Origin of the sequence: Marinobacterium sp. MBR-109 (genome assembly GCF_040547565.1) — a bacterium.
Taxonomy (GTDB): domain Bacteria; phylum Pseudomonadota; class Gammaproteobacteria; order Pseudomonadales; family Balneatricaceae; genus Marinobacterium.
The window spans coordinates 21,320-47,732 of the sequence record NZ_JBEPPZ010000017.1 but is presented as its reverse complement, the minus strand read 5'-3'; the positions used below and the strand labels follow the sequence as shown (position 1 = coordinate 47,732).

Below are 26,413 nucleotides of genomic sequence, written 5' to 3'. Positions count from 1 at the left end.
TAATAGCGTTTTTGTACACTCCATTGTACACAGCTTCAAGTGTTAACTTTTTTCGCTGTTTTATCGCAATCACGCACCGCGTCGATCACGGAGCGGCACTATATAGATGCCAGGATTCAAATGCAAATTTTTTTAAGCCGATCTACTGCTCACGTCAGGCCCACGAAAGAACCCAGCAGAGCAGATCGGTAACGAGCAAACCACTTGTAGACTACGTGCAGGCTGATACGAAAAGTGCTGGCAATGTCACACACCGGTTGCTGCTTACGAAGTGCTCGACCAACGATCAGGGCTAGAATATGAGGTATAGTTCGTGCATCTTTGAGGGTAGTTGTTCTACTCGGCTATTCGACTTAACCAACGTGAACAACCCCGTTAGCGTCTACACCCATTGATTCAAAGAAGGACTTAACATGACAAATAATCGCAACAGGGCGGGTCCCTGGCTGGTGCTCGGAGTGCCGATTGCCTTGGGCCTGGCCTGGATCACCCAGGGCAGCGGAGTGATCGAAAATGACCGCGAACGAAACATCTACATCCCCGATGAATTGACCATACCGCTTCAGGTGCAGGCCGCCCATAATGGCCAGCAGATATTTTTCCGCTATCGGTGGCCCGCCGACCAGCCCCATGTCTATCACGACATGCTGCGCTACGAGGATGGCGAGTGGGTTCGTCATGGCAATTCAGTTGCAGGACCCGACCCCGATGGCACCTATGAAGACCGGGTAGCGATGCTGGTGGATGATGGTCGTGTACCGAATTTCGGCCGCTATGGCGGTTACATCACCGCTGGCGATCAGATGCGTTTCTTCTCCAACTCCGCGTCACCGGCAGACGTGCAAGCCCATCCGCATCTGGGCAAAACCCTCGGCCAGAGTGATGTCCGCAAGTACCTGCCCGCGACCCGTTCGGACCAGAATGACTGGCGCAGCGTGGTCGATGCCGATGTATTGAAGACCCAGCGTGAAGCCGGCTACTTCCTCGACCTCTGGCACTGGCGTGCGGGGCGCTCCAACCCCATCGGCGCCTCCGACGACCAGTGGATTGGCGAATACCGCAACAGCGATGAAGGCTCGGGCCCCTATACCACCAATTGGGACGGCGACAACAATCAGCCGCGCTGGATGCTCGACCCCGAGCAGACAGGCCAGCGAGCGTTGCGCTGGGAGGATGTGACCACCGGGGGTGTCGATTTCGACGGCATCTACTACCTCTCCGAGGAGAATCGGACAGACTTCGACCCCGACCACGACTGGCAGAATGGTGACGTCATTCCTCGCCGTCTGCTGCGCGAACCCCAGGGCTCCCGGGGCAGTATCTCGGTCCATGGTCAGGCACGCTGGGAAGACGGTTTCTGGGACGTAACCCTGATGCGTGACATGGACACCGGCAATCCACTGGATGACAAGGCCTTCCATGAGCAAGGCGTCTATGACGTAGGCATCGGTGTCTATCGCAATGCCACCGGCAGTCGTTGGCACTATGTGTCCCACCCCTATACGGTAGGATTGGGGCGTGACGCCGACTTCCAGGCCGAAGCGTTCCATGGCAGCTCCCCTGACTGGAATGATGACTGGTTCGAGATGACGCTGTTCTATCCAGGGCAGGTGGACTGGCCGACGCTGATCAGCCGTGCCCATGCCGGTGCTGAAGATATCGCTGCGCACAAGCCGGTAAGACCCCGCCACAGCGAGAAGCAACTGGCCCTCTACGGCGTGGAGATGGAGTTCAGAGAAGCCATCACCTCGCGGTGGTTTATGACCCTGTTTGCCGGGTTGATTGTTATGCTCGGCACGACTCTCGCCCTGCTTCCAAGCTTCCGCTCGACTCGCAAAGGAGACCAATCATGAACGGTGTTCACGCCATGCTCGCCCACTTCCCGGTGGGGTTCTGGGCACTCGCCACTCTGATGATCCTGGTCGGCGCCTTCCTGTCCGGTCGATTGGCTGAGCTCAGTCGTGCCGCCCTTCTGCCGGTGTTGGTGCTCAGCCTGGTTGGGGCACTTGCCGCCACCGCCATCGGGCTCATCATCTGGCCCATGGAGGCCAACCTGGCCAGCCCGCTGACGCGCAACCATATGCTGATGGCCTTCTGGTCGCTGGGCATTTACACCATGATCACCGTGTTGGTCTGGAAAGCCGGCGATACCGCCTTCGAGGGCAATCGTCGCTGGGCTCTGGTGGTTCTGGCCCTGACCGGGGGCCTGATGTTCGCCTCCACCGGCACCCTGGGGGGACATTTGGTGGGGGCCACCACGGCCTTCTCGGATATCCTCGGCCTGATGGGTTGGGAGGTCTACACCACCTTCTACACCCCCCTCTGGGCCATCGGCGTCATGGTGATCATCGGCATTGCTCTGGGGGCGCTGGGCCTCATGAGCCTGCGCAAGACAGGCTGAGACCGCGACAGACTCGCACGGAATCGAGCAGGAAGGGAGCTACCTCCCCTTCCTCTAACACCACCAAGCACCAAAGGGGTTCTACCCCGTTTCTACGGACGGTTCTATACCACGGCAGCTGTTTTGCTTCAGGGGTAACACCTGGACCGAGCTTCATGACCCTTTCACCTGAAGACCATTCACGCATCATTGAGATGGCATGGGAAGGAGATGGCATGGGAGGATCGAACTCCTTCAGCTTCGACCAGCAGGAATCAATCGCAGTTTTGTACCCGGGCAGTATAAGCATCGATGACCGCTCTCGAGAGCTGCGGGCGTAGTGGATACTGGTGTCGATCTAAAGCGGAAAAAAACAGAAATGATTTTCGGGACTTTGAGATGTAATTACGGATTCATAATTACTGTGTTTGGTGCGGACGGAGAGACTCGAAATCAATAAACGAATCAATCAGTTACCTTACCAACTATAGCAGTTTGTACATTCCATTGTACACGACTCAAAGCACTTGTTTTTAAGCCGTTTTGTCGTAATCGAGTGTCTTATCAATCACGGAGCGGCACTATATAGATGCCTAGTTTCGAATGCAAATTTTTTTTAGCATCCGTTAGCTCATGAACCAAGCAAATGGATGTTAGCTTCACGTACGCGCTGCAACTGTTCTGATATCAGCCTGGTTGTTGATCGGCTCAATCCATGCTCACGCGCCAATGCTTCAAACTCAGACAATACACTCAACAGCTCGGCAATACATTCTTGCGCGTCATTCCAAGACGCAAAACCTGCACGCCGAGCCAGCGCCTGCACGGCCTTAACCGTTGGCGCTTTACCATAGCCGGCAAAGGCGGTGGCATGCTCACCGAAGGGATGGGGGCTAAAAGTAACATCGTAGAAAGGTGCGGCTGACCAGTCACCATTATCCGCCTGCAGAAACGCCCAGTTTTTGCTGTGATCATCCTGATTACAGGCAAACAGATTGAACAGTGCACGACGAAACTGCAGTCGCCCCACTGCAGGAGATTTGCACAGATGGCGGCTGGCCTTGATCAGATCCTCGTAATCCATACTGGGCATACGGAAGTCTGCATCCAGCAAGCCACAGGCGCTGTGCATGTGCACCCGGCCTGCAGCGGCCGTACCGTTAGTCAACCAATCAAAGCGCTTTATCGCCAACCACACATCAGCCCCACTGCCCTGTGCCGCCGGCACAAGCGACCACTCCGGCGGCTCCAGCTGCGCCCGTTTTGCCAGGCTCAAAAAGATCGCCTCACAAATGCCTTCTTCATGCCCCAAGGGCAAGTTGCTGGAGGAGAATTTAACCAACCAGGCTTCATCCCCGGGCTTGGCCAGCGTGCTGCAGCGACTCAGGTCACCGTGCTGAGCATAGACCTGCGCCTTGGGCCTCGCGCCCCCGGAACTGCCCGCTGCCGCCAGGGCGGTCAGTACCTCTTCTGTCTGGCCGTCATACAGCGCCTGTGCCTCCAGCCCAAGGGTATGCAGATTTACCGTGTCATCAGCTGTCGGGCAATAATCCGAGACAGGTGCGAAAGACAAGGCTCCGATACCGCTACCACCGACGAAGGCGAGTCGATCCAGGGGCGTTACCTGCGCCGGCAGAATGCCATACTGGCGGAACAGGCGATCCTGCAATAGCAAACCCCAACCGTCCGGCAGTGCATCGGCAAAAACGCCATGCAGGCCACCATGAGGTTCGCGGGGCGCCCGTTGCAACTCGGTTGTCGGTTGTAGCGTCAGTGGTGACAGGTTGCCGAATTGCGGCAGGTAGCCCTGATCGTATTGGAAGAAAATACCCTGGCGGTTTTGCGCCAGCACGCCCACTGCCACCTGTTCACCCGTGCCAAGCGTACGGGTGACATCTAGCCGTTGCACCGGCTTAAAACTCATCGCGCAATACCTCCTCTATGCTGGCAGGCATGCGGTCAGGCTGCCCCCTGCTCTGAGTGAGCTCATATAGGCGCGAAAGGTCATCCAGGGTCTGCCAGATCAGCAACAGCTGGCGAAAAGAGATCTGCCCGGTCAGCTCGAACTTTTTGATGGTAGGTGCGGGGACACAACTACGCTGGGCCAGCGCCTCACGCGACAGCTTGGCCTGCTCTCGCAGAGCACGCAGATGAGCTGCAATGGCCTGTTGAACATCCTGATCATCGAGCAACTGGAATTTAAGCATGTCGGATACCGGTCGGTCAGGTGCTGCGTAAACTTTTTAAATTAGATATTATTGTATCCCATAAAGGGATTAATTGTTAGTTATGGATATAGTAATATCCCATAACCAATGTCCGGCGTGTAATGATTTTCCTCCATCCACCGGACGTTTCCACTCGCAACAAACTGAGTGTTCGCGGCCAAATCCGTTATGGAGGCCGCTATCATTACGCTTGATCGGTTATGGAATCAGCTCGACATCTATAGCTTTGCCCTTCTTCTCGGCGCTTGTTTCGCCTGAAGGGTCTGGTTTCTTGATGACCTTAAACCGGCCCTTGATTTCGAAGCTCTTGGGCAACCGGGTCATGACACTGAAACAATAGCCATGGAAAGTTGATATCTGTAGCTCGAGTGCCAGCTCACCAACTTCTTGCCGAATGCGTTGGCGAATCTCTTGAGCAGCACGGTTGGTAAAGGTGATCAGCAGGATCGAAGACGGATTCACGCCCTGCTGAACCAATCGGGCTGCACGTGAGATGATGGTGCGTGTCTTGCCACACCCGGCACCTGCGACCACCAACAGGTTCACGGCGTCACCGTTGTAATCAACGGCCGCCTGCTGTGCGGAGTTCAATTGCGTCATGTTCTACTCGCCTCAGATTACAAGTTCAGGTAGTAATCCCGAATCATCTGCGTCATCAGTTACCAATGCGCTTCAATACAAGGAATGTTGCAGTCGCTTTGTCTTCTCCTAAGATCATGTACGCATCAGCCAGCATCACCCCCAAACTACTCATTCATATCGCCATACCCATACACAAACGCCAGCTTGCGGGCGCGGGTCAGGCTGACGTAGACCAGCGCGCTCTTCATTCTCGCGCTGGCGTCGGGTAACCGCATCAGCGGCGCTGCTGACGACAAACTCCAGCGGCACCAGGCCCCGGTTCGCTGAGGCGATGAACACGGCATCAAACTCAAGACCTTTTACCCGATGCATGGTGGCCAGGTTCAGTGCACCATCCGGTGTAGCTGCGCCGCGTCCATCCAGCTGATGGCAGAGCTGCTGCCTGTTTTCCAGCCGAGCCTTGGTGTCACCCAGCTCCTTGTGTGTGCGGGCGATCACACAACAGGCCTCGGGTGCCAGTCCCTGTACCTGAATCGCGGCCAGGATAGCATCGGCCTGTTCGGTGGCATCGCTGAAGCATTTAACTTCTGGGGCGGGGCCATGCATCAACGAGTGGTAGAATTGCTAGAGGGTTATAGCCGAATATACGTAACCTCAAACGCCTTGCATGGCCTCTGGCTTTGCAAGCGGTTAGCCAGCTGGAAAGCATCGTTCATATCATACTGCTGGAAGATATCGAGTCCCCGATCAAGGGAGATCTTCCAACCATGATCAGTCACGATGTGACGCGCATGTTGGCTACCCGAGTTGTCAAACGAGTATGCGAATTTGATGCCGACCGAGTACATAGCGCTCTGGATCTGATCCAACCACTCACGTTGCTGATCCCCTTTAAACTCATCTTCGACCGTCACCAGGCTGACAACGACTTCATCACCAGGCGGCTTAATCTTAACGATAGTTTCCAACAGCTCCATCAGGTTGCGGGCCTGATAGAAGAGTCGAATGTAAGGGTCCGTGATGGTTATATGGGTCGCTTCTCGCAGATATGGGCCGAACAGATCGTCATAGCTAACACCACGTTGGTTCTCCATAATGACGATGTGTTTTTCTTCAAGAGCGGTTGTCGCTACCGATTGCTGAGCTGGTACATCTCTGGTTATTTCGGTTCCACTTGGCTGTACCTGCTCAGGCGCGAGATCCGGTAACACATCATCGCCGCTCTCTACCACATGATGGAAGTACCGTGGGTATTCCAGCTCTTCAAGAGTTTTAACCTCAAATTTCTTACCAGACTGGTCAGTGTAGCTGAAGTCCACATCGGCATAGGTAGTATCGATCCGCATCAGCTGATCTTTAACACGCTTACGGCCCTCAATTGAGAGTCGCAGTATCCGTTCGATTTCGTCCTTGGTTGCACCACCCTGTGGGAACAGGATCTTCATTAAACCCGAGAAGGTTTTGTTGATGCCGTCGCGGTCACGGGTTGAGATTTCCGATGACAGTGTGAAGTGCTCTTTGTATTGATCCGAGAAATCCTGGTTGCGCAGGTGGCGCAGAATTTCTGCCAGGTAATCTACCACGAAGCCGTATCCCGACGAGAACATCTCGCCACGGATGATATCCACCTCCCAGCCGGGCACGTAGAAGTGCAAACGGTCCAGGAATGCAGAGTCGTAAAACTTCTCAGGAAGTGCATCGAACAAGTCTGAATGTTTGAGCATATAAGGCAGACTGTGTTCCGTGTTGCCCACAAACGCCATCGACGCATCAGCACCCAAGGTCTCAACACCACGAGAGAACGACTTGTTCGCCATGTAGTTCTTCATGATGTCGACGAGGGCCTTATCTACCCTCTTCTGCTTGCCGGCAAACTCATCAAAGGCCACGGTATCCCAGTAGCCAACGAGACCAATTTTGCCGTTTGAGTTGTTCACAAACAGCTTGGGTACCGTGACTTCACCGCCTGAAATCAGAATGCCGTGGGGCGAAAATTCAGAATAGATGTGGGACTTACCCGTGCCTTTCGGACCCAGTTCGATCAGGTTGTAGTTACGCTCGCAGAACGGGATAAGTCGAACCAACTGTGTCAGCTTGCTGCGCTCGCCAAAGTATTCTGGATTGAAGCCAACACTCTGCACCAGTACATCAATCCACTCATCCAGCGTGAATTGGCTGCGTGCTGCCAGATAGTCCTCGTAGTTGAATCGGGACATCTGGATCGGCTTCAAGGATCCAAGAATCCAGGGCACGGCATCCTTGTCTTCGGTATGTTCGTACTCGATGTCGGCAATCACCCAAACACCGCCAACGAGTAGTTTCGGGTGCTGTTTAACAGTTCCGGAATCGATGAGGACCTTTTTTATACCAAGGTTTGCAAACTCGGTCTCGTAGCAGTCCTTCTTGTCATTAAGCGCAACTGTTACCTTATCGATAACCTTGTGGCGCCCTTTCTCACGGATGGTTGAGCGGATCAGGCCTGCCTCATTGCGATGGACATAGTGCTTGGCCAGGATCTCCTTCACGGTTTGAATGCCGCTTTGGATGCTGTCTTCATCATTGGTCGCGCAATACTGGCCTAACAGGTACTCCAGCACGTAGGACGGTACGATCGCATTCCCCTTAACAGTCTTCACCAGGTCTTTGCGCACGACCAGGCCGGGGAATACATCGCATATTTTGGTGTTCAGATCCGTCATCGCTCTACCCTGTTTTTCCATTACGCTCATACAGCTTAAAAATCGAAGTCGCTGGTGAACGAACGGCGAATGGTGTACTTCAGCTGTTTATATTCAGTGTACTGGTTAGTGCCTGCAACTGGCTCTTCAAGCTTCAGGCTCACTTCCTGGTTATTGGCATCATCCGCATCCTGCGTCAGTACGAAGCGTAACTTCATTTCGCGCTCGCGGGCGTTGTCTGCGGTCAGGTCCAGGGTGACATTGTGAATGTCAGATATCAGCTGTCCAGTCGAGGTGTAAATACCGCACCTCAATTCACGCGGCTTCAGCTTATCGCTCACTGGCTCAGTTTGATACAGCGTCACTGACAACTGGCCAGCTGTAATCACATTGACACCGCCGCGCAGCAGATCAACCTCAACGGTCGCAATATCATCCTGACGCTTCTTGTTCACCGAGATAACCGGAACAATAACTTCCTGCAACGAGGCCCCGCCATGTACGAAGCGGCTACCGGAACCACTCAGACGTAGACGTTGGATTCCTTTCGGAATCACAGCATGGACTTCACCAGCCAGTCCCAACTGAGCAGGACTAAACACTTTGACAGAGTCCGGCGCGGATAGCTGCTTGCCAAGCAGGAAACGGCGGTCTCTGTAATGCACATCGCCCTGCACCTCCGCTTTCAGGAAGTCGCTCTCTTCCAACGGGCGGTTCTGGTAGATAAAGCCGTGGTCTGCCGTAATCAACACATTGGAAGCGTTGTAGGCGGCGAGCTTTTTAACCAGCGTCATCAGGTCATCAAAAGTGCGCTCTGTGGCTTCAAAGGCTTCACCCTCGGACTGCATCTTATCGCCGGCGTGGTCGATTCGGTTGTGGTAGATGTAGATGACGTCATGGTTCTTGAACAGCTCACGCCCTTCAGCTTGCGTCATCTCCAGAATCGACTTAGCCTTCTGGGCACATGCCGACTCACCCAACACTGCTTTTATCAGCTTGTCACGGTTCGCCGTGCCTTGAGTGGAAGCGCCATCAATCGACACCGTACTGTCATTAGCGGAAATCGAAAACTCACCGCCCTGATGCGGCAGCAGCGATGCCATGCCCAACTGGGTGTAGCTGGGCAACGCCGAGAGCATGGGCTTGAGTGAAGCCTGGTAACGTTTCTCCCGGTTAATGCGCCCTATCATCTCTTCTGCTGCTTCATAGCGGAACGCATCCGAGATAATCACGCATACCTTATTACCCCGATTGGTATAGGGCTTAACCCAGTGACTGTAGAACTGACGCTGCGGAATCACATCCGGTACAGACCAGTTGCTCATGGCATCAACCTGGCCCTGCCACTGTGTTGCCAAGGGCCCCAGGAAACGATTGATGTACAGGTTCTCAATCGTTTCATTGAGACTGTTCAACAATGTTCTTGCCGGTGGCGACGTATTCAGCGAATGGATGAACTGTCGGTATAGCTGATCAATTTTGAACCAATGACTGACATAACCATGCACAGCATCTGAACTGTTGCTCATATTGAGCTGGACTCGGTCCAATCGGGTTAAGAACTGACTGGCGACCTCAATAGCCGTGTACAGGGTCTTGAAGTCAGCATACCAATGGCTCTGACGTCGCTCACGGCAATACTTGGTGATCTCGCCTTCTGATAGCGTGCGCTGCTCTACTGCTTTGACCAGATCAACAATCACCTTCTGATCGATCAGGCGGTAGTAATCCATCTCGATCACATCTCGCAGATCCCGAGCGTTCAGGTCGCTCTCGATATCGAGCAGTTTGGCATAGTCTTCCGACAGTGCTTCAAACACCGCTTCGTGCTTGCGGCTTTCCTTCCAGCGCTTAAACAGAACCAGTGCATCGTTGTTGAGTGAGGCTTTATCCTGAGGCTTGGGATTGGTCACCGACAGCGCATAGCAGGATTTAAACAGCTCAATCGAGAAGTCTTTAACGGATGGCTGAGTCGATACATATCCGTAGTGTCGCTCTACCTGCTCCCAAAACACAGCGGTAAGGTTGCAACGCTCCATAAGTGCATAACGGGGCTGCTCCTCTTCGATCAGCTCATCGAAGAGGCTCTCACAGATCACATCAAGGCGCACGTCGGCTAACTGGTGCAGGTCAGCACACACTGCCAACATTTTGAGCCTAACCTGGTGCTTGAGATCATCCGGCTTCAACAGGGCCAGCAGACGCTGCTTACGGATTTCTGCTTGCCTGGGTGCTCTGCCGCCCTCGAAAAAGGCCTCGTGCTCCGTCACAACCTCGGCATATTCAGGCGGCAGGTTCATTTCACTGAGCCAGATCGCCGACTGGTCGGTACGGAACACGGCACTGCTCAGCTGCACATCCAATAGCCAGTTGTTGATGTAATCCGGCTCTTTACCTTCGCAATAGAGCAGAAACGACTGCTTTGGGGACTCTCTCAGTATCCGGTGCTTGAGCGTGAACTCGTTGGCGTTGATCTCGACCTTCTCAATACCCTCCATTTCAAGGCTTTCGAAGGCATCACGAAACTCCTGCTTATCGTCATACCAGAAGACGATTCGCTGGCGCTCAAACAGGCGAGCCAGTGCTTGTTGAATACGATTCTGTGTCATCGCTCTGCCTTAGCTCAAACCAGTAATCTTCTTCAGCGCCGAGCCAAAGAGCGGGTAGTTATGCTTTACACCATCATCCAGATCGATCTCGATGTTCTGGCCTGCCAGTGGATAGAGCACGTCGCGCTCATAGCCGTTGACTTCATCAATTGCTTTGTCGAGCTTGGTGATCATTTTCAGTGCCTGGGTCTTCTCTTTCTGGCTGGCGCTGGCACTTATCGAGATCTGCTCATAGCTATCCTTTCGTGCCTCCAACTTGGTGCGGAACTCACGTAGGTATTCGTTGAGTACGACACTCACCGTCGACGGTGTATAGCGGTGCATATAGATCAACGCATTGAAAGTACCCTTAGGGCTGGAGAACAACCAGTAGATCGGGCGCTTCTTGTAGCGTTTGACATGGTCGTTGTAGAAGTCCTTTACAAAGTACTTTTGCAGAGTCTTGCCCAATGCATTCTCGATGAAGGCCAGGTTCTCGGCATAGTGTTCCTCGCCAAAGGTGACGCGCACGAACTGCTTGAAGCGTTCGGTGATATCATCCTCAAACCAGTCGCCTTCGAAGTCGATCATCGGAACAACATTGTCTTCATCCGGCATAAAACTTGGCTGCGGCACTTGGGCCAGATAATCCTCCAGCCGCTCACCCTGGTTGGCAAGGATCAGACCCGGCTCGTCAAGGCTGTAACGGCCAAACATGCAGCCCACCGCGTAAGAGAGAAACTCGGCCATAGTATCGGCCCGCAGGCGGGTTTCGCGGTCGGCCTCGGAGTTCTTCACGCTATAGCGATAAGCGGGGTTGCAGGTCAGTGTAATCTCCTCGATCGGCACCTCGGGGGTCAGCTCGTCTTGAAGACCATAGGCGTCGATGAAGATGCGGTTGTTGTCTTCTTCCATTGCCTGCACCTCGTCCGTCATGGACTGCCAATGGGCGCGCATGGTGGCGTAGCTGTCCTCCAGCGTCTCGCCGCGATGCTCGGGCGAGAGCAGCGGAAGCGTGGTGAAATCCCATGAAGTTTCGTAGGCGTCCCAGTCGGATTTGGCGGTTTCGACCCCAGCTTGAGTAGGCCCAGTAGGAAAACTGGCTTCATGCGGTATTGTTGGAAGCGCGCGCACCTCGTTAATTTTGGTACTCATGGTCGGATTTAAAGCCTTCAAGAGGTCTCTAACCATTTTTGAGTTCAAGTATGCCAGCGCTACTGTCGAGTGGCTTTTGTCATACGGAAACAGTGAGGGGCCTTTTGTTTCAAATGTAGTTCCCTCTGGCAGAACACGAAAAGCAGTTGAGGCAGAAGTAAGGTCTGTCCATGTAATACCTTCCTGATACCAATATTTCTCCGCCAAAATCCTGGCTGAGTGGTCTTTTCGGTAAAACATGCGAGCAGATTCTGACCAGTCTATCAGGTGTTCAAGATTACCGTACCATTTCCGATAATCTCCCCCCTTAGCGCATATTAGCCACCGTTTTCCGCGTCCGATAGAATGTGCGTCTACTTCCCAAAGAAATCGCAGATATTTTTCGTTGTCTGAGGTCTTATTCTGCCCATCGGTATTGAAAAGATCACCAAGCGAGCCTCGGTTAAATGCATTAAGTGCTGGTTTGCTTAGCCAATATGCAAGAGGGCAGCCTGGAACTTTGGCGAACTCTTTTTGAGATAGTTTATTACTACGATCGTTTTCTGGAGGAAAATTCAGCGGAGTGCCTTGCTCATCTGCCTCATAGTAACGAACACAACGATAGTCTCCAAGAAAACTGGGACTGCAATCTTTTCCAGAGATGAAGGCAGTAGTCCCAAAATTGATTCCCATACTCGTCCGGCCTTTACCAAGATAAGGCATGTGAAGCATTCGGTATATCGTGGAGTCGCTTAAGATTTTTTTGCGAAATTTTTCAAAAGACGACAAGAACATCCAGCTTTCCATGGTGACCATGCCTAACAAGCCCTTGGGTATTATCAAGCGGTAACCACGTGTAATGAATGCTGCATATAGATCAGCTTTTTCATCTGAATATGTTGACTTGAGGTAGTCCGAGACTTTGCCGTTCATCCCTTTACTGCCCATGTAAGGGGGATTCGCCACAATAACATGGTATTTCGTTGACAGATACTCAGCCATATTAAGAACTTGAACTAGGCGTTCAAACACTTCACTTAGCAGAAGATCACCCGAGAAATCCTTGGCTGCGACTAAGCGTAGCGTCTCTGCCGGATCTTTGAGCTTCGGAACAATCAACGAACCAAAATTCTTCGCCTGCTCAAACTGGGTAAGCGTCTCCCGCAGATCGGCGGTATAGAGATCTTTACCCACGATGGCCATCACATCATCCATCTCGGAATCTGAGAAGCTGACATTCTCCAGCACACAGATATTGGGCTTGGCATCCATGCGGAAGAAGCGACGGCGACCGAGCTTTTCGGCGGCCTTCATCTCAAGAGCAAAGGACGCCAGCGCTCCAGCCCGCTCATCAATCTCAACACCATAGAGATTGTTGGTGAGAATCAGAGCTGGAATATCATTCTGGTCGTAACCTTCTTCTTCGTAGATGGCATAGAGCAGATCAAAGGCATAGGTCAGCATATGGCCTGAACCTGCCGCAGGGTCACAGATACGGATCTCTTCCGGGCCGCTGATCTTCAGAAAATCTGATTCTGGATTTTCAGGCGCAATGTAGTACTCCATCTGCTTGGTGAGCCTGGAGTTGGGACGGTTGAGCATCCATAGACGGCCAAGGGAGTTTTCAACCAGGTAGCGCACAATCCAGTGCGGTGTGAACAGCTGGGTCGCGGCCGGTATATTTTCGGCGGTGATCTTCTGGTTCTTCTTGAGCCCAGCAAACACCTCGTCCTTTTTCTCGGAGATGTAAAACTGGTACAACCAACCAATAATCTCAACATCCTTGCAGGCATCCGGCGTCAGAACTTCGCGCATATTGGCCAGGATGGAGCTCTCCGAGAGCAGGTCGTCCGGCATCAGCAGCTCAGTGAAATCCTGAATGCGCTCAAACATATAGGGCATCCGGTCGTACAGGGCGTTGCAGGAACCCACTATCAGCAAACGGTAGGCTTCGGTTTGGGCATCCGGACTGCTGATTGAGCCATTGATGAGGCCTCGAATCTGATCGGCTGTGTGCGTATTAAACTGGGTGTCGTCGATGACGCCCGATTTGGCTTCAGCTAGGATCTCGGGCTGAACCTGCCCCTCCGCTGGCGAAACCACACCGACACGGTTGTAGCCGTTCACATCCATAAAACGCAGGGCGCAGAAACGGTTGAACCAGGTGTAGGCCACCTGATCGATGAGGCCCGCCTCCCCTTGTGCCGAGACCGCCTTCTCAAGCTCATTTACCACAGCGGGGTATTCACGGCGCGCACTGCTCTCGGGCTTGAGTACAAAAGCGAGCTTGCTGCTGACCTGTTCCAGTAGGCTTTTACGGGCTGATTGAGCAAACCTTTTCAGCGCACTTGTTTCCATTTTTGGGGTATCCATTACACGCGCACCTTCTTACCCTGGCTCACAGTGGCCAGCAGTGTGTTTCTGTAACTTTCCAAATAGGCTTCCACATCTGCCTCGGATTCCAATAGTGGTTTGGCGAAGACCACTTGTAGCTCTTTGGCGCCGACAATTTCAGCCTTGGGCTTGGACGGATAAAATGTTGGCGGGGGCTCCTGGGTACCACCGTTCGCTGAAGTGACTGAGCTGTCATCGTTACTGGGCTTTTTCGGCTCAGGTACTGGCTCAGGGGTCGGCGCATTCCACTCAAGGATCTGCTCAAGCAGTGCTGCGTATTGCTGATTTTCAAAGTTGTTCGCTGTATCACGCACCATGGCGATCAGCACCTGATCGTCGATCCGACGCTTAACCGCTTCAAACTGGTTATTCAGCTGCTCTTTCTGCTCAGGTTTCAGGGCGGTGTGCCCCTCGTACTGCGTCAGTTTGGCCTCAAGGCTTTCAATCTTCGCGGTTGCGGCAGCTTTCTCGCTCTCAATCGCGGCATCCAGCTTGGCTTGTAGCGATTGCATATCGGCCACAAGGGTTTGTATCGCCTTGCCTCGGTAGATATTGGGATCAACCAGGGCAGACTTGATGGCATCCAGCTCGTCGGCCTGTACATAGCTGAGGTTGGCCTTGTGCTCTTCCAGCAGGCGATTGGCTTGATCAAACTGAGCTTTGTTGGAGCCTTTCATGAATGACAGGATTGGATCGATCACTCGATCTTTGTAGTCATCCAGCCACTTGTCCTCATCACGAGGCAGTTCGGTTACAAACCAGGGGTAAGGTTTGTCTTCCAGATCCGTAAGGTCGGCAATGATCTCTGACAGCACACGCAGGAACGGATATCGTTCGGTTTGCAGGAATAGCTTCTCAAGCTCGGCTTTCTGGTTCGCGAAAGCTTCCTGAGTCTCTTTCGCCAAAGCCTTGGCTTCGGTTGCGTGCGCCACCTTGTCAAAGTAATCGCTGTAAAACTCTTTCAGCTTTTTGGTCTGGCCTGGGGTGAACTCCACCTGTGGGTCCAGAATCAGGTTGCCGTGGGTATTCGAGTTCTTCAGCTTAAGCGCCAGCTCAGCATCGTCCACCAGGTTGGTATTTTCACGTACTTCAATTTTGCCCCGCGCGCACAGGTGCGCCAACGTGCAGAGCACGGCGGCGTACGACCAGCCATAGGGTTTACGCTCAAACTTCTCCAGCAGCAGCTTGACCGTGGTGCGAATGCCGCCACGGTGGTTACTTTGAATCTGGGAGAACATCTCTTGCTGCGCTTCGGGCAAGCTGGCTTCATCACCGAACAGGCCTTGCTCGCCTTGGGTCAGGGTGGCCGCGATCTCGCTTTCCTGGTATTGCTTGCCCCGGTGCATTTTGAGATTCGGATAGGTCTGCTTGGCCAGCTCAATAAAGGCCTTTTGAACCTTGCTTTGACCATCTTCACCAGCCAGTTCGATCTCTTGCCCACGAACAAAGTAGATCGCCTGTCCCATCAGTTTTGAGACCAATGCTTTCAGCTGGGTGTAACGCTCGCCATTCTGAGCGGCTTTATCCGCCAGGATGCGTTTCACCGAGTCCTGCTGGGTGGTGCGAGTCTCATGGGAGATGTATTTCTCAGTTTTCTTGTAGAGCAGCAGGTCACGTATCAGGCGCTCGCTGGCCGGCAGCACCACCCGCAGTTCATCGTTGTAGACCGTATCGGTTTTGTGTTTTTCGAATGCATCGCGGTAATCATGGAACGAGGTGATCACGTTGATCGCCAGTTCGTGCTCACGGCCAACCTGGTTATCGTCCAGCTTGCGGGTGAACGAGTAATCCTGGCCGCTTTCATCCCAGCGGATCTTGCGGTTCTTGATGACGCCATCAAACACCAGCTTTTCGAGCTCAGACTCAACCGCTTGAGTATCGACGTCGGTGTTTTTAATCTCGGCCTCAATGTCTTGCTCTTCATCGGTGAGGTACTCGTAGAGTTCCCCATTCCGCTGAATCAGCGTCTGATTCTCAAGCAGTGCCAGCGCTTCTTCGACATTGGCTTTCAGTTCCGTGATCGAGGTGTCAAAACTACCCTGCATCAGCACGCAAATGTTGCGCACGGTGGGTTTGAACTCTTTGACGTATTTCACCAGGAACAGAGCCTTCAGCACACGCAGTGCAAAGGTGTTCGTCAGTGTGTTCTCGGCACGAAGGATCGATGACTGGATCGCTCCTTTCAGGGCTGTGCGGATGCCTTCGAACATCAGATCAAAGGTTGCCAGGTCACCGAGCTGGTGGCCTTTGATCCCAATCGCAACCTGCTGGAATACGCCCAGCATAGAGCGTTCACCTACTGAGCTGTGCTTACCCTCAAAGGCGCTGTGTCGCGACAGGTTCTGAATGGCCGACTGGAACAGATTGAACTGATACGGAATAAACGGATAGCTCTTGATGAAATGCTCGCGATCCTTGAAGTTCGGGTAAGTAGCGGAGCCATCAGCAAAATCGAACAGGGTTTTAAAGTTGTTCTCCTGCTGGTGGAACAGGTCCGACAACGGGTTGATATATTCCTTACGCTTGGCCAGCAAGCGCATCTGGATCACTTCCGCCACATCCTGGCTGCTTAGCTTCATGCGGTTCTTGAAACGCGCCTGAATCTTGGTGAAGTCATTGGATTGTTGAGCATCTTCACCCAGCACAGCGGACATATCTTCCTGAGCCGTCACAACCACCCATGAGCGCCCTTTACACTTGGTTGCCAGGGACTCCGCCACGGTTTGTAGGTTGGTCATCAGCTTGACGTTGTCAGCGATGTACTGCCCAACCTCATCGACAAAGAAGTTCAGGCGGAAATCATTACCTTTGGACTCCACATAGGCATTCACCTGCTCAGCAAAGTCCTCGATGGACAGGCGATAGTCATCGCGGTATTTATCCAGAATATCGGTTACGGGCGTATCGATGAACCTCGAGTACGCCTGGTCAATTTGCTTACCCATGCGCTTGGCGCGTTGACGGCCCCACTCCCAGTCCCGGCCCGCAATTTCTGTAAAAGCGGCCTTGAAGGCGTCAAACTGACCATCGGTGTCCAGTTCTCGTTCGAACTGTGCGATATAGGGGTGCTTGCCGTAGTAACCGCAGTGTTCATCAAACACCTTTACAAAAACAGCGATCAGCGCATCCAGCTCATCCTTGGAGATCACATCGGCCTTCTGGTCGATATTGAACAGGATGCTTTCCGAGGGAATAGTGACTGCACGCTTCAGGTCTTCAGCTTGCATACCGCCTTCGTTGAAAGGCGGTTTTTCCAGGAACAGGTCCAGCGGATAATAGGTGTCTTCAATCGGCTTGTTCTGAAGCAGCAGCGCCAGCATCTTCAACAGGTGAGACTTACCTGAGCCGAAGAAGCCCGAAACCCAAACACCGTTCGCGCCCTGGTAGTTCAGGTAGGCGTCCAAGAACTCATCCAGGCGTTTGGCTACCTCTTTGGTAATCACATACTCGTCTAGCTCAACATACAAACTGACATCATCATCCGCTTTGATCACCCCTTCTATCGGGCGATCAACGGCCTTGTCAAACAGCTGTTCCAATAGCATATGAACTCCTATAAATCTGATCAGTTCGCTCGATCGAGTATGTTGAACGCGCGGTAGTATTTGTCGTCGGTGAGCTTGTCGAACAGGCGCAACGAAGCACCACTGGCAAGGGAGTGCTGATACTTGCCAGGGAAGAACATCAACGTGGGCTGCTCTTTGGCAACCCGCTGTAAGTTATTCAGAATGTTATGGGAGCGGATGTACGGAAAGACCTCACCCACACCCGTGATGAAAATGACATCGTAACTGGTGGCATCCATCTTCTTGACGATGGCCGGGATCAGCACGGTTTCGGTATCCAGAATCCCCTGAAGCTCTTCTTTTAGTTCGTCACGCGAGAGGGTTGTCTCGTTTTCCAGTAGCCACTCCCAGTCGCCCTCGCCCTTAAGAATCTCAATCACCAGGTCATAAAGGTTGATCTCCAACACGCCCACACCTTTGTCGGCCAGCTCATTCTTGAGCTGCTTGACCGCCTGCATCATGTCGGAGCTGATCTCAGGCTCAAACGGGCAGATATGGAACGGGACTTCGTTATTGAGCCCTTCGTTGTTTCGAAAGCGGTGACTGGAGACTACATTTAGCAAATGACTCTGACACTCAGCCAGGTTCTTTGCCGACACGGTATTGTCACGTGACGGATTGGATGTGACCTGACTCATAGACGTATTGCTCCGGGTATAAAGGCGAGATCAGACTCTGGCGAGCAGTTCTGTACCGCTGCCGAGAGCATCTGGGGCATCAGTTCGTTGGACTCGTTAAGCAGCTCACACTGGCGCATCATCTGAAACAACATCTGGCGCGCGTTGGAGCGTGTTTTGTCGGATACCTTTTCAAGTTCCGGATGCCACTCTGCTTTAGCATTGAAGAAGTAGCCATAGTCGTCATAGGTGATTTCATATCGTCTTGAAGCACTGGCAGAAGCCAGTACTTCCAGTGAAAATTCACCAATGAACGGATACTGCTTACAGATTGCGATCCAGACCAGTTGCCTGACATCTTGCGTATGATCTTGAACAATCACCTCAACCTGTGCTTCAGACAAAAGCTTGAGGCGCTTGTGAACCTCATTGTAGATGATACTGCTTGTACGGCTGGCGCGCGTTTGGAGGACGTTATCATCGATAACGACCTGCTTAACGCGTGCCCAGTCCTTCAGATCGCTGAACTGCTGCGCAACCAGAACGGTTTCTCTGAGCAATGCGGTGCGCGCAAATCCGATTTTGTATGTTGTTACCACTTAAGTTTCCGCCCGAACACCATCTATCAGCTTGATCATCGAGCCACTTACGTTTGACCCACTGCCAACGAAGTTGGCTAAAGCATTGGATTCTAGAACAAAAAAACCTCAGACCCAACGAGCGTGGTGTCGTTGGGTCAAGTTATTTAGTACGACAACAGAGAGCTAGACAGCACCGCTCTCTGATTTTGTAACGTGAATGTGACCAGCGCGGCATTCCTATTTCACTTTCTTCCAGTCCCTACTGGATGTCTTGCCAGCCAGTCCACTCCTGACACTTCTTACAATTTTCACAGTTCCAGGATGTGCGCGAGCCCTAGATTTTTCAGAAGAGCTTTTCGCCTCACGCGCCCTATCCCGTTCAGCCTTTAATACAGCTTGCTTTGCCAGGTATTCTTCCCGTTCCCTCTCAGCCTTCTGCCTAATTTCAGTTATCAATTTACCAAGGCAAATAACACCCTCTTCCGAAAGCTCAATGTTTGAGCGCATTGCAACAAGAACAGCCTCGTACTCCCTCAGCTTTCCTAACTCTGGAGTAAGATGTTTACGCTTCACTTTCGTCATACAGAATACCCAATTTCGCCTCGAAGCTGCCCAGCAGCATAGGCCATGTTTAATTGGTTGATCTGAGTCTCCGAGTTCTCGAAACCAGAAATTTACCGAGCCGCATTTTTTCTGGCGTCGCGGACTAAAACCACTTTCCCATCCCATTGGATGTCAAAAAGGCCAATTGCATCGATCAGTTCGCTGAGTTTTTTGTAGCCATAATTGCGGGGATCAAAATCAGGACTGGCCTTAGCAATGTAGTTACCGACAGGGCCAAGGTGGGCCCATCCATTGTCATCGGATGCAGCATCAATGCCAGTACGAATCATAAGAAGAAGCTTCGTATTCCCACGCAACTCCTTCGATGATTGTTTAGAAAGTGCAGCTTCAGTGGGTGCTACATCGTCATCTGAGCCTGATGAGCGTTGTTGCGGGGTAAAAACTTCGGTATAGATAAATCGATCACAGGCAGCGACGAATGGCTTGGGTGTTTTCATCTCGCCGAAGCCATAGACGACTTTGCCCGCTTCCCTTAATCTTGATGCTAAACGAGTGAAATCACTATCACTTGAAACGATGCAAAACCCTTTACACGGACCTGTATACAGCAAATCCATCGCATCGATAATCATCGCGCTGTCCGTCGCATTTTTACCTGTTGTATATCTAAACTGTTGGATGGGCTGAATGGAATGTTCTAAGAGAGCCGATTTCCAGCCGTTTAGGTTTGGTGTTGTCCAGTCACCGTAGATGCGTTTGACGCTTGCAACACCCAGTTTCGCAACTTCGCTGAGCAGACCATCAACTGTATAGGGGTTTGCATTGTCAGCATCGATCAACACCGCAAGAGTGTTTTCGGTATCTGCTGCCTTGAGCGTGCCATTTGCCATCGTCTATGCCATCCATGAAATTGAATTCGTCCTAAAACATACCATTGGTGCAGGGGCTGCCATTTTATTGTTGTTGAGACTAAATCCCGGTGCCATTAGCTCCGCCCACATGCTTTGAAGATTTGCTAGCCCAAACGCCCACTCCTTTACCGAAACATGCCGATGGCCATCGCTGAATGGAATGGTTCGACAGCAAAAGCCCAAACGACCACCCCAAGTCCGGCCGCGATCAACTCACGCATGTAATCGCCGTATATCAATTATTCCCTAGCGCCCTGTGCATCACGGATCCATGCTTCGAATGTGCTCGCCGTTGACGAGTGACGACGGCTGATTTTGAATTCATTGAACAGCCAGTCCACCGGATCATCCGGCTGTGCCGCGAGCGCCGCTCGGGCGACGCCAATCTGCTCTTGGTAACACAGCCCTTTCCAGTCACGTTCTTGACCAAAAGCGTTCAGACCTCGCCACGCGATCTCGTCACATACATCACCCGGTGATAGCCAGACGGTTGTGCTCTCATCCCCTCCATCCCAAAAGCCAGCCCAGCCTTCAATCACTTCACGCAGATGCTGACGCTGTTTTCGGGAACTTCGGTTCAAGTCGTGCTTCTGGGCGATATCGAAGGTGAGTTCGTGCAGCGCAATGCCATTTTTACGCTGAAGCACGGCACGCGCTAATGCACTTAGATTGTCTCGGTGTTCCGCCTGAAAGTAGCATTCCTTATCGTATGTAGGAAGGTCAGCCAGGACATCGCCATCTATAGAGGACGCTGTGTCAGCAGGCTCAGGTGGCGGAGGAGGCATATCCGGTGCGGCCTCTTCGGGTGTTACCGGTTTAGTGGTCGGTCCCGGTGACCTGTGGCTCTGCCCGACCTCCGCTCTGCCAGCCACCCTCTGCGGCGCATCAACCAATTGCGGTTCCTGCTCGGTCTCGGTCTCGGTCAACTCGAGTGTCTCCTTTGCCGCCGATGCGGCAAGCTCGGCGGCCTGACGATCCTCGGCCAGGAGAGCTTCCAGGCGCTCATGCAGCCTGTTCATGGCGTATTCCGGTTCCTGGAAGTAATCGGTCGACCAGAGTCGAAGGATACGCCAACCAAGATTTTCCAGAATCACCTGCCGCACGCGATCACGGTCACGCGCTGAGGGCGAGCCATGATAGGTTGCTCCGTCACACTCAACGCCCGCAAGGTACTCACCGGGTCTATCAGGATGCACAATCCCCAAATCCACGCGGAATTTGGATACCCCAACCTGGGTCTGGACCTTCCACCCTTTTTCACGCAGTGTCATCGCCACGGCCTGCTCGAACGCTGAATCAAACTGATCAACACCATAATTGGCCGTGCTGAACTCAGCGAGGGCGATAGGCCCACGCTCTGCGAATTCCAGATAGTTTTTCAAATGCTCCACGGCTGTCGCTTTGGTACGCGACAGATCCACCATTGAAGAATCGAAGCTGGTGAATAACAACACCTCCGTTGTTGCACGCGTTACTGCAACATTGAGCCTTCGCTCACCCCCCGTCTTATTCAACGGGCCAAAGTTCATGCTCATGGTGCGGCCACCTAGCTCGGTGGGGCCATAGGTCAGAGACAGGATAATAATGTCACGCTCATCGCCCTGAACCGACTCCAGGTTCTTCACGAACATCGGATCGTAGGTATCGGTTGCGGTAAAGAAGCGCTCCAGTTCAGGGTTGCTCCGCCGCGCTTCATCCACTAAATCTTCAATCAGGCGCTGCTGTTGAGAGTTAATGGTGACGATACCCATGGTTCGTTCGGGCGCACCCTTCAACATCGCCGTAAGCCGTTTGACGACTTCAGTAACCACCGCCTGGGCTTCAATTACGTTCGTCTGACCTCGGCCTTTGGCATAGACCCCATCAACACGATGCAACGTCACCGCGCTCTCTTTGGTTTCCGCCGACGGGAAAGTCCTTAATTGGTTTTCGTAATAATGTGAATTCGAGAAGGCGATCAGGGTTTCATGGCGACTACGGTAGTGACCCGTCAAGCGCAGATGGGGCAACCGTGCAGCCAGCGCTTGATCAAGGATGGATTCCAGGTCACCTTCATCCGAATCCTCTTCTTCCTTACGCCCGAATGTATTGCTGGGCGGCATCTGTTTAGGGTCACCGACCACGATGACGTTCTTGCCACGCGCAATCGCACCAACGGCATCCCAAGTGGTGATCTGCGAGGCCTCGTCAAATACCACAAGATCGAAGAGTGCAAAATCTGCCGGCAAGAATTGCGCCACGGATAGCGGAGACATCATGAAACAAGGCGTCAGATCAGTCAGTGCCGCTCCCATTTCCTTGACCAACGCTCTCACCGGCTTGTGGCGGGTTTTCTTGGTGAGTTCACGTGCCAGCACACCGTACTCAGCCGGTGCATTGGGTGCGTTACGATCGGGCACTGCCCCCGCTGTTTTCGCCAGGATATAGTCGGCGGTTGTCTCTGCGACTTCGGCATCGAGCTCCCTGAACATCTCAATGGTTGACTCATGCGAAGCGCCTGCGAACTGCACAAGTGATGGACTCTGGTCGATCAGTTTCGGTGCCAGCCAAATGCAGAGCGCCGTCATCGCGTTGTCTTCACAAGACTGCGGGACAATAACGCGTGTTTCCAGTGCCCGTGACAAAGGCTCAAGCTGGTACCTGGCCGCTTTTTGCTTCGCTCCCAGCCATCGACACCACCGGCTCAAGCGTTCGCTCTGCTGTTCAACCACTGCGAAGTCTGATGCGATTGTCGCCAAGTCATCTTCCTGACGGATGGTGACTTGCAACTGCGCAGCTTCTTCCACCAGTTCGGTCAGCTGCGCTGCATCATCAGCCACCGTTCGTGACAACTTGACCAACGGTGTATTATCGGTGAGGTAGTCTCGCCCTTCCACGAGCACTGAACGCAGTTTGCGCAATGGAATGGCTGGATCATCAAAGGTGCTTATGAAGGCCTTAAACAGCTCCATAGCTTTGATGCCATTGGCCAGAGTACTCTCTAATGCACCTGTGTCCGAATCCACCCCTGCCCAAGTGGTGCTACCCTCAAGTTCAGCTGAACTCTTTTTGAGCGTTTGCAACGTCTCACGAGCGGCAAGTGCCTTCTCCAGAATACTGAAGTCTGAGATCTTCTCGAGACCTTGTGTGCACATTTGCTGACGCAGACTCCGACGTTTAAAGAAGCCAAACAGGCCTGTTGCGTCATTGCGCTGTTGGACCCATTGATCCCAGTCGCAGTCGTCTAGCATGTTCCACTTGAGACCATGCCCAAAATCCCGGATCTGTTCTTGCAACCGAGCATGTAAGGGCACGCATTCTTTTAACGCTTTGACACGTGCGAGCCCTCCTTGCTGGAGTGCAAAAACAACATCAAAACGCATCACAAACTCGCACAACTCTGCCAAACGGGCCAACTGCACATGCTTATCTGGTGAAATGTGATCTAGGGGAACCCCCAAGACTTCCAATAACGTCTCTGCATTGGTACGAGCCTGCTTGGCGATCGCATTGATGCGTCTTGCAAAGGTCACCAGAGAGGTACGCCACTGGTTGGAAAATTCCTTTTGAGTAACCGATTTAAAGTGATCTGGCTCCAGGTCTTCAATTTCACCAAAAGCGATTCCCAGCTCTCGTGCGGTCTCCAGATAAGGATCGAGTTCAGCTTCAGTAGTGATGGGTGCCTGAAGCAGGTCTTCAGGCCAATCCAGGCGTAACGGATGCTCATAGGAAAAATGGACCACCCTCGCCATCGCATCACGGGCAGACAAGCCAAGTGCATGGGGGCGGTGCAATTCAACAACGTAGCTATTCAGCCCGTGCCTAACCTGTTCCAGCTTCTGCGCCTTGGCGACCCAGTCACTCTGGGAGATACTTTGACGCCGAGTCCAAGCTGCGCCCAGCTGATCCAACACCGATTTCTTGTTAGCCTTGTTGGAGTGCAACTCCAAACACAGGTGGGCCAGTCCAATCTTCTCCATGCGACGGTATACCACTTGGAGTGCTGCCATTTTTTCAGCCACAAACAGGACCTTTCGCCCTTGCGCCAGGTTGTGGCAAATGATTTTGGCAATGGTCTCCGACTTACCCGTTCCGGGCGGGCCTTCCAGAACAAAGTCCTGAGGGTGAGATGAAGCCTCAACCGCCACCATTTGAGAAGAGTCGCAGTTCAACGGTGCATAGAAGTCTTCCGGCGATATTTTCTCATCCACCTGCTCACGCTCAATGAAGCGATGATCCTGATTGAAAGCCTCCGCAGGGCGCTCAATCAGATGCTCTACAAACGGGCTTCTTTTGAGCAGTTCCGTACGATCACGCAAGTCTTTCCACATCAGGTACTTGGCAAACGAGAATGACCCGAGAACAATTTCCTCCACCACAATAAATCCAGGTTGTTCCTGGATGGCCGCTCGAACGATATTCCAGATCGCCTCGACATCAACACCGGATTCATCTTTAGGAAGTTCGTGACGTAGTTGGTCCAGCGTGATGTCGTAATCCGCCTGAAGCATCTCGATCAGCGTCAAGTTGAAGATCGGCTCTTCGTCAGCCAGCTGAGAAAGCTTGACCGGTGCCTGCGCGCTGCGACGTTCAAGTTTAACCGGCAGCAAAATCAACGGGGCACGGAACGATTTGTCGCTTTCAGGTGTTTCCTTCCAGCGCAGCATCCCGATTGCCAAAAACAGCGTATTGCTGCCCCCTTCTTCCAGGTCGTTCTTGGCTTTACGCAGCAGCTCAATCAACTTGGTTTCGGTTCGTCTTGCAGTCTCATTCACAATGAGCTTTTTGTTATCAAGCTGTTGCAGCGCAAATTCCCGATGCAAATCCTCGCCTGTCGATAACCGAAACGCTTCGGCACTACGTTCTTCATCCACGAGCGGCGTATCTTCGGCTGATACAAATCCAAATATTTGATCAGCGGCCAGCATATCCTCCAACTTGCCCAAGTCTGGGCAAAAGAGCTTCAGCGCCGATTGTTTTACATTCAGCAGTGGGTTGCGCTTCGTCAAATCCAGCAGCTTACGCTGCCACATATCGATGCGTGTTTCCGGTGTTTCTTCATACACCCTCTCGTCCCCGCGCACCGGCGGCAGAGGCGGAGGGCCATCGATGCCGATCGACACAGCACGCGCAACGGTTTTACCCTCTGTTTCCAGGGCGGCTTTGGAGCGCTCTTCAATGATACCGATGGGTTTGATTCGACGTGCCCGTGCCTGCTTGATATCAATCAGCATGACAAAGTCGGATTCCTTGTCTTCTTCCAACAAGGTTTTCGCATGATCAATAGCTTGCTTGAACGTAACGGGTGAATCGTTGGTGACCAGCGTCGTCTCAAACATGACAAGGTCAGACGTATCTATGCGTTTCCTCAGATCGATGGGATCATCGTTGGTCAGGACCGGGAAACACTCATCAATCAACCAGAATCCGGCAAACGCATGGGTCTTGGTTAGCGCAATAACCGGGTTCAACCCCATATTTTCGAGGCAACTCGCAAACAGGATCGACGTATCCAGGCAAGCAGCGGTTTTATGCTCCAGGATATCCTTGGCTGGGCGAATGCGCTGCCCCTGTTTTGCCCAACCATTGGGGGGCGACAGGTACATCAAACGTTCGTTGAACAGCGTCGCCCACAAGGCAGCGCCGAACAAGAATGGCCGTTCGCGGGTATTCGACTGATAGCCGTCGATAGCGCTGTTCTGGCCATCATCACGTAGCCCTTGCGCGACTTTCGCGGTCAATGCTTCAACCGCATGGACGTTGGGTTGTACGAAAGCACCCAACAACTCTGCCTGGCGGGATTCGCCCCCCAATAATCGGCCGGCAACACACACACTTCATAATGAGATATCAGTTCCCGTGACTGTCCCTCTGCATCAATATAGGACGCGGCAAACGTCAGCTGAACCTGCATCTGTTCCGTAAGGCCAGTCAGCTTCTCGAACAGGGGCTTGAGTGGTCGTTCTTGCAGTTTTGCGGACTGACCCGCTGCAAGACGGTCAATCAACCACTCTTCCGGTTCGAAAAAAACGGGGTCACTGGTAAGGCGTATCCGGATATCATTGATGCTCCCGGAAGGCTCTCCATCAGTGGCCTCAGGCGTTGAGACCAGCGCTCGTTTAAGCAATGGATAGGCGTTCTGTTGCGCCGCTAAAGAGAAGGTAGAAGCCAGTTCACAATTGAGGTGCAACTCCATGCTAACGTCCTTTTT

General features: G+C 52.8%; 16 protein-coding genes. 2 read left to right on the top strand and 14 right to left on the bottom strand.

The genetic code is table 11. The annotated features are described in order from the left end of the window. Window positions 1–413: 413 nt before the first annotated feature. Window positions 414–1,853, top strand: coding sequence for an ethylbenzene dehydrogenase-related protein (locus tag ABIE60_RS16235; RefSeq protein WP_354470546.1), 1,440 nt, complete (start codon window positions 414–416; stop codon window positions 1,851–1,853). Beyond that, window positions 1,850–2,401 carry a DUF2231 domain-containing protein gene (locus ABIE60_RS16230; RefSeq protein ID WP_354470545.1) on the top strand — a complete coding sequence of 184 codons (552 nt, stop codon included), beginning with the start codon at window positions 1,850–1,852 and terminating at the stop codon, window positions 2,399–2,401. Before ABIE60_RS16235 ends, ABIE60_RS16230 begins: the two co-directional genes overlap by 4 nt. A gap of 610 nt (window positions 2,402–3,011) precedes the next feature. On the opposite strand, the gene ABIE60_RS16225 is transcribed toward ABIE60_RS16230, so the two are convergent. From ABIE60_RS16225 to ABIE60_RS16160, 14 genes are all read right to left on the bottom strand, one after another. Next, on the bottom strand, window positions 3,012–4,304 hold the full coding sequence (locus ABIE60_RS16225; RefSeq protein WP_354470544.1) for a type II toxin-antitoxin system HipA family toxin: 1,293 nt from the start codon (window positions 4,302–4,304) through the stop codon (window positions 3,012–3,014). Then, window positions 4,294–4,587, bottom strand: a complete 294-nt coding sequence (locus ABIE60_RS16220; RefSeq protein ID WP_354470543.1) for a helix-turn-helix domain-containing protein — start codon at window positions 4,585–4,587, stop codon at window positions 4,294–4,296. The genes ABIE60_RS16225 and ABIE60_RS16220 overlap by 11 nt, the downstream gene beginning before the upstream one ends. A 219-nt stretch (window positions 4,588–4,806) precedes the next feature. Further along, window positions 4,807–5,208, bottom strand: a complete 402-nt coding sequence (locus tag ABIE60_RS16215) for a UvrD-helicase domain-containing protein (protein WP_354470542.1) — start codon at window positions 5,206–5,208, stop codon at window positions 4,807–4,809. 150 nt (window positions 5,209–5,358) lie between these two features. Further along, window positions 5,359–5,796: a 3'-5' exonuclease gene (locus ABIE60_RS16210; protein ID WP_354470541.1), complete on the bottom strand. Its 438-nt coding sequence runs from the start codon at window positions 5,794–5,796 to the stop codon at window positions 5,359–5,361. Window positions 5,797–5,822: 26 nt separating this feature from the next. Next, window positions 5,823–7,889, bottom strand: coding sequence for a BREX system Lon protease-like protein BrxL (brxL, locus tag ABIE60_RS16205; RefSeq protein WP_354470540.1), 2,067 nt, complete (start codon window positions 7,887–7,889; stop codon window positions 5,823–5,825). A 35-nt stretch (window positions 7,890–7,924) separates the two neighbouring features. After that, window positions 7,925–10,477, bottom strand: a complete 2,553-nt coding sequence (gene pglZ / locus ABIE60_RS16200) for a BREX-1 system phosphatase PglZ type A (RefSeq protein ID WP_354470539.1) — start codon at window positions 10,475–10,477, stop codon at window positions 7,925–7,927. Between the two features lie 9 nt (window positions 10,478–10,486). Then, window positions 10,487–13,963 (bottom strand): BREX-1 system adenine-specific DNA-methyltransferase PglX, encoded by a 3,477-nt coding sequence (gene pglX / locus ABIE60_RS16195; protein WP_354470538.1) that lies wholly within the window; start codon window positions 13,961–13,963, stop codon window positions 10,487–10,489. Further along, window positions 13,963–17,529 carry a BREX system P-loop protein BrxC gene (gene brxC / locus ABIE60_RS16190; protein WP_354470537.1) on the bottom strand — a complete coding sequence of 1,189 codons (3,567 nt, stop codon included), beginning with the start codon at window positions 17,527–17,529 and terminating at the stop codon, window positions 13,963–13,965. Before brxC ends, pglX begins: the two co-directional genes overlap by 1 nt. A gap of 20 nt (window positions 17,530–17,549) precedes the next feature. Then, complete coding sequence (locus ABIE60_RS16185) at window positions 17,550–18,188, bottom strand: DUF1788 domain-containing protein (RefSeq protein WP_354470536.1); 639 nt, start codon at window positions 18,186–18,188, stop codon at window positions 17,550–17,552. Further along, a complete protein-coding gene (locus ABIE60_RS16180; protein ID WP_354470535.1) occupies window positions 18,185–18,766 on the bottom strand; it encodes a DUF1819 family protein in 582 nt (193 codons plus the stop codon). Before ABIE60_RS16180 ends, ABIE60_RS16185 begins: the two co-directional genes overlap by 4 nt. Window positions 18,767–18,985: 219 nt before the next feature. Continuing rightward, window positions 18,986–19,330 carry a hypothetical protein gene (locus ABIE60_RS16175; protein WP_354470534.1) on the bottom strand — a complete coding sequence of 115 codons (345 nt, stop codon included), beginning with the start codon at window positions 19,328–19,330 and terminating at the stop codon, window positions 18,986–18,988. Window positions 19,331–19,422: 92 nt separating this feature from the next. Then, window positions 19,423–20,202, bottom strand: a complete 780-nt coding sequence (locus ABIE60_RS16170) for an NYN domain-containing protein (protein ID WP_354470533.1) — start codon at window positions 20,200–20,202, stop codon at window positions 19,423–19,425. Between the two features lie 260 nt (window positions 20,203–20,462). Beyond that, a complete protein-coding gene (proA, locus tag ABIE60_RS16165) occupies window positions 20,463–25,985 on the bottom strand; it encodes an anti-phage protein ProA (RefSeq protein ID WP_354470532.1) in 5,523 nt (1,840 codons plus the stop codon). Then, on the bottom strand, window positions 25,940–26,398 hold the full coding sequence (locus tag ABIE60_RS16160; protein WP_354470531.1) for a hypothetical protein: 459 nt from the start codon (window positions 26,396–26,398) through the stop codon (window positions 25,940–25,942). Before ABIE60_RS16160 ends, proA begins: the two co-directional genes overlap by 46 nt. Between the last annotated feature and the right edge of the window lie 15 nt (window positions 26,399–26,413).

What these genes read in the sequence shown, in the direction of transcription:
- ABIE60_RS16235 (WP_354470546.1), top strand. Translation starts at nt 414, where the DNA reads ATGACAAATAATCGCAACAGGGCGGGTCCCTGGCTGGTGCTCGGAGTG.
- ABIE60_RS16230 (WP_354470545.1), top strand. Translation starts at nt 1,850, where the DNA reads ATGAACGGTGTTCACGCCATGCTCGCCCACTTCCCGGTGGGGTTCTGG.
- ABIE60_RS16225 (WP_354470544.1), bottom strand. Translation starts at nt 4,304, where the DNA reads ATGAGTTTTAAGCCGGTGCAACGGCTAGATGTCACCCGTACGCTTGGC.
- ABIE60_RS16220 (WP_354470543.1), bottom strand. Translation starts at nt 4,587, where the DNA reads ATGCTTAAATTCCAGTTGCTCGATGATCAGGATGTTCAACAGGCCATT.
- ABIE60_RS16215 (WP_354470542.1), bottom strand. Translation starts at nt 5,208, where the DNA reads ATGACGCAATTGAACTCCGCACAGCAGGCGGCCGTTGATTACAACGGT.
- ABIE60_RS16210 (WP_354470541.1), bottom strand. Translation starts at nt 5,796, where the DNA reads ATGCATGGCCCCGCCCCAGAAGTTAAATGCTTCAGCGATGCCACCGAA.
- brxL (WP_354470540.1), bottom strand. Translation starts at nt 7,889, where the DNA reads ATGACGGATCTGAACACCAAAATATGCGATGTATTCCCCGGCCTGGTC.
- pglZ (WP_354470539.1), bottom strand. Translation starts at nt 10,477, where the DNA reads ATGACACAGAATCGTATTCAACAAGCACTGGCTCGCCTGTTTGAGCGC.
- pglX (WP_354470538.1), bottom strand. Translation starts at nt 13,963, where the DNA reads ATGGATACCCCAAAAATGGAAACAAGTGCGCTGAAAAGGTTTGCTCAA.
- brxC (WP_354470537.1), bottom strand. Translation starts at nt 17,529, where the DNA reads ATGCTATTGGAACAGCTGTTTGACAAGGCCGTTGATCGCCCGATAGAA.
- ABIE60_RS16185 (WP_354470536.1), bottom strand. Translation starts at nt 18,188, where the DNA reads ATGAGTCAGGTCACATCCAATCCGTCACGTGACAATACCGTGTCGGCA.
- ABIE60_RS16175 (WP_354470534.1), bottom strand. Translation starts at nt 19,330, where the DNA reads ATGACGAAAGTGAAGCGTAAACATCTTACTCCAGAGTTAGGAAAGCTG.
- ABIE60_RS16170 (WP_354470533.1), bottom strand. Translation starts at nt 20,202, where the DNA reads ATGGCAAATGGCACGCTCAAGGCAGCAGATACCGAAAACACTCTTGCG.
- ABIE60_RS16160 (WP_354470531.1), bottom strand. Translation starts at nt 26,398, where the DNA reads ATGGAGTTGCACCTCAATTGTGAACTGGCTTCTACCTTCTCTTTAGCG.